This is a genomic window from Fusobacterium perfoetens (assembly GCF_021531595.1).
Taxonomy (GTDB): Bacteria; Fusobacteriota; Fusobacteriia; order Fusobacteriales; family Fusobacteriaceae; genus Fusobacterium_B.
In genome coordinates this window covers 1-3,846 of the sequence record NZ_JADYUD010000025.1, presented here as the reverse complement: position 1 = coordinate 3,846, position 3,846 = coordinate 1, and the positions used below count along the sequence as shown (strand labels likewise).

General features: G+C 29.7%; 4 protein-coding genes. All 4 read right to left on the bottom strand.

Features of this window, described 5'->3' with window-relative positions; genetic code table 11:
• Positions 1-545: FadR/GntR family transcriptional regulator (locus I6E17_RS09775; protein ID WP_235237088.1), on the bottom strand; the 545-nt coding region annotated here is incomplete at its 3' end.
• A gap of 181 nt (positions 546-726) precedes the next feature.
• A complete protein-coding gene (locus tag I6E17_RS09770) occupies positions 727-1,182 on the bottom strand; it encodes a DUF1893 domain-containing protein (RefSeq protein WP_235237086.1) in 456 nt (151 codons plus the stop codon).
• A 23-nt stretch (positions 1,183-1,205) separates the two neighbouring features.
• Positions 1,206-2,390 carry a MalY/PatB family protein gene (locus tag I6E17_RS09765; RefSeq protein WP_235237084.1) on the bottom strand — a complete coding sequence of 395 codons (1,185 nt, stop codon included), beginning with the start codon at positions 2,388-2,390 and terminating at the stop codon, positions 1,206-1,208.
• A 72-nt stretch (positions 2,391-2,462) separates the two neighbouring features.
• Positions 2,463-3,827, bottom strand: a complete 1,365-nt coding sequence (dcuC, locus tag I6E17_RS09760) for a C4-dicarboxylate transporter DcuC (RefSeq protein WP_235237082.1) — start codon at positions 3,825-3,827, stop codon at positions 2,463-2,465.
• Between the last annotated feature and the right edge of the window lie 19 nt (positions 3,828-3,846).

The following is a 3,846-nucleotide window of genomic DNA, read 5'->3' as shown; positions in this document are numbered from 1 at the left end:
CCTAACATCATAAACTCTCTTAGCATCTCATTTGTTATATATTTATATGTTATATAATGAAATTCTGTAAGTTCTACTGTATAAGGCATTTTTTCTTTCATTCTTTTTCTCGTAGCTTTTAAACATTCTTTTAATTCTTTTATTAATTCTTCAGGACAATTTTCTGCTAGTTCTTCATATATATATGGTTCTAACATTTTTCTTAATTTTACTAGTTCCAAAGCTTTTTGAAATAGATTTTTTCTATTATTCTTTAAATCATATTTCTTTACTAGATAATTAAAGAAGTTCTCATTTATTCTGTTACTTTCATTATCAATTCCTAGTATAATTGTTCCTACACCTTTTTTAGTTTCTACAATTCCTTCTACTCTTAAAATTGTTAAGGCTTCTCTTATTGTGGATCTGCTTACATTAAACATTTTTGCCATTTCTTGTTCTGAAGGAAGCTTTTCTCCTGTTTTAAGATTTCCTTTTTTTATTTCTTCTTTTATTTGACTTACAACTTCATCATACAATTGTATGTTTTTAACTTCAGTAAACATCTAGTTTCTCCTAATTACTTTTATATTCTATAACATAAATAAATTATTTTTTATATTTCAATAACTCTTTTACATTTTAACATTTTTTATACAACTATGCTATAAAATTTATAAAAAAAAGAGCATACCTAAAACTCAAAAGTTATAGATATGCTCCTAATAAATGATTTTATTTCAGTATCTATTTTTTGTCAAAATTTACAAAGCAAGCTTTATTTTTTTGAGCTGCTTTTTCTTTAAGGAACTCCACTCTTTCATCAAAAGTGCTTAAAGAATTTAATTTGTCTTCTACAGGACATACTTTCTCAGGATTACTGCTTGAATGTACTAATTCTATAGTATCTACATATTCAAACTCTACTTTTTGTTCTTCAAGTAATGCTTTTGCAGGTACTGATACAATAGTTCCATAATAATATTTTATATCAAGCACTTTACCAAGCTCCGCTAATCCTATTCCAAGTTGATTAGCATACACGCTTAATCCTTTATCTTTTATCTCCTCAACGAAAACTTTTTTTAAAAATGATGACAATGGACTTTCTTTTGCTTGGAAAATAATATTATTTTCAGAATTTACTACAATTAAAAGTTCTTCTTTATTATCTACTGAATTTTTATAATCTTTTCTTTCCATGACTATCCTCAATTTTTATTAAATTAGTCTTTTTTTAGTTCTTTTACAGCTTTTTCAAGTCTGTGAACTCCTTCCATAACAATATGTCTAGGAGAAGCGAAGTTAAATCTCATGAATCCAAATCCTTCTTTTGCTCCGAAAGTTGTTCCATCATTTAAAAGTATTTTAGCTTCTTTGAACATGAAGTCTTTTAATTCTTGTTGAGTTTTAAATCCTAATTCTCTACAGTCAAGCCATGTCATAAATGTTGCTTCAGGTTTTATAGCATGTACTCCTGGGATATTTTTATTTATATAATCTACAACTTCATCTCTTGTTTCATTTAAGTAAGCAACACATTGATCTGCATAAGAATCTCCATGGTTATAGCAAGCCATTAAAGCTTCGTTACCAAATATGTTTCTTCCCATTCCTTTTGCATAAGTTTGTTGATTTATCATTCTGTCATAGATTTTTTTGCTATGAGTGAACCATGCAGCTGTTCTGAATCCTGCAACATTGAATGTTTTTGCTGGGTTGATGAATGTTACAGAGTTCATAGCGAATTCTTCAGAGATTGAGCAGAATGGAATGAATTCTAATCCATCAAATACGATATCCGCGTGAATTTCATCTACTCCAATCATTACATCGTTAGCTAGACATAACTCTCCGATTTTTACAAGTTCTTCTCTTGTAAAACATCTTCCTGTTGGGTTTTGAGGGTTACATACAAACATAATTTTTACTTTAGGATCTTTTAATTTTTTCTCTAAGTCTTCAAAGTCTATTTCATAACGACCATTGATTAAATTCATTTCATTGTATACTAATTGTCTTCCATTATTTTTTACTAAATCATGGAATGGTGGATATACTGGAGTTTGTAATAAAACTTTATCTCCAACACTTGAGAACTCTTCTACGCACCATATCATTGCTGGGATAACGCATGGAGAGAAATCAATGTATTTTGGATTTAATACTGTGTTATGTCTTACTTTGTACCATCTTGCAATACTTTCTTCAAAAGCAGAATCTATATATGGATATCCATAATGTCCCATTTCAGCTCTTTTTATTAAAGCTTCTTTTACTTCATCTGGACTTGGGAAATCTGTATCAGCAATCCAGAATGGTAATACATCGCTTGGACATAAAGATGGGTCAAATTTTTTAGCGTCAGTTCCTCTTCTGTTTACACCTTCATCAAAATTATATTTTTTCATTTTAACTCCTCCTTAAATACCTTAGTCAATCATTAATTTATTTAAATTGAAACTTTATATTCTTAAATTATATTATAGTGATAAAATTAAGTATGATGCTATAACATTCACTATAAATGCTACTACCATAGGAATTACAGAATGTTTTATTAATTCTTCAACTGTTACTTCTGCAAGACCTGCTACTGCAATAACAACTCCTGCTACTGGTGATAAAGAACGCCCAATTGCTGTTGCAAGCTGCATTGGAAGAGCAATCCATAAAGCGCTTACACCCATTTGTTCTGCTATTCCAGGAACTAAAGGTCCAAAAGCATACCATGAAGCATTTCCACTTCCAAGAAGTATAACTGCACCAAATGTTATTAATGACATTAGGAACATTGTAATTAAAAGTCCTCCGTTTAAAGAAGCTAGGAAGTTTGCAACTATTGTTACTCCACCAATTTGTTTAATTGCTTCTGCAAAGATTGCTGCTGCAATAACTATTGATACAATGTTAGCAAAACATGTTCCCATTGATTTTAAAATAACTTCTGTTCCTGCAGCTGCTTTTTTAACATCTTTATGTCTTATAACTTCAAGAACGAATGCTAGTACAAATGATACTAAGTTAGCTGTAACAACATCCATTTTTATAAAGTCAACAAAGCTAAATACTGCTACTAATACTAATGGAATTATTGGAAGTATTGCATAGTATCCTGGACAATCAGGATCTTCTATTTCTTTTATTTTATCTAAATCCATTCCTGAATCTTTCATTTTCTTATCTAAACGGCTGTAGTAAATAGGAATAAAGATAACTGATACAGCTAAAACTATTAAAGATACTTTACCTTGATATTGTAAAAAGTAATCCATTACTTCCATATTTACAAGTTTTGCAGCAAAGATTGCACTTGAGTCATTAGGTCCCCAATCAAGGAATCCTGTGAAACACATTACAGCTCCTGCACTTAATCTACTTACACCAAGATTTAATAAAATAGGGAAAGTTGTTGCTACCATTAATAATCCTAAACCTGAGTGACTTGTTATTACAAGTTTTAGCATACAACCTATAACAAAGATGATTGCAAGTACAAAGTAAGGTGAATTAAATTTCTTTAATGGCTTTGTAGCTTTTAAAGCTAACTTTGTAGAAGCACCAATATGAGACATAAACATCGCATAACCTGTAACAGTCATTAATACAATTCCAAGTCCTGCTGTGTTACTTATCATCTTTTTCTTAACAAACTCAAGAACATCTAAATAAATGTTTCCTGTACTCTGAGCCTCTGGTAAAATTGAAACTCCCTTTATTGCAGTAATAATCGTTAAAACTATTATACCTGTTGCTACGAAAATAAAAACTGTATTATATTTTTTTAAAATTAATTTTGCTATACAGAATATTAACGCTACAGTAAGTACAACTAATAAAATATTCATAAACCCCTCCTGGAAAAAA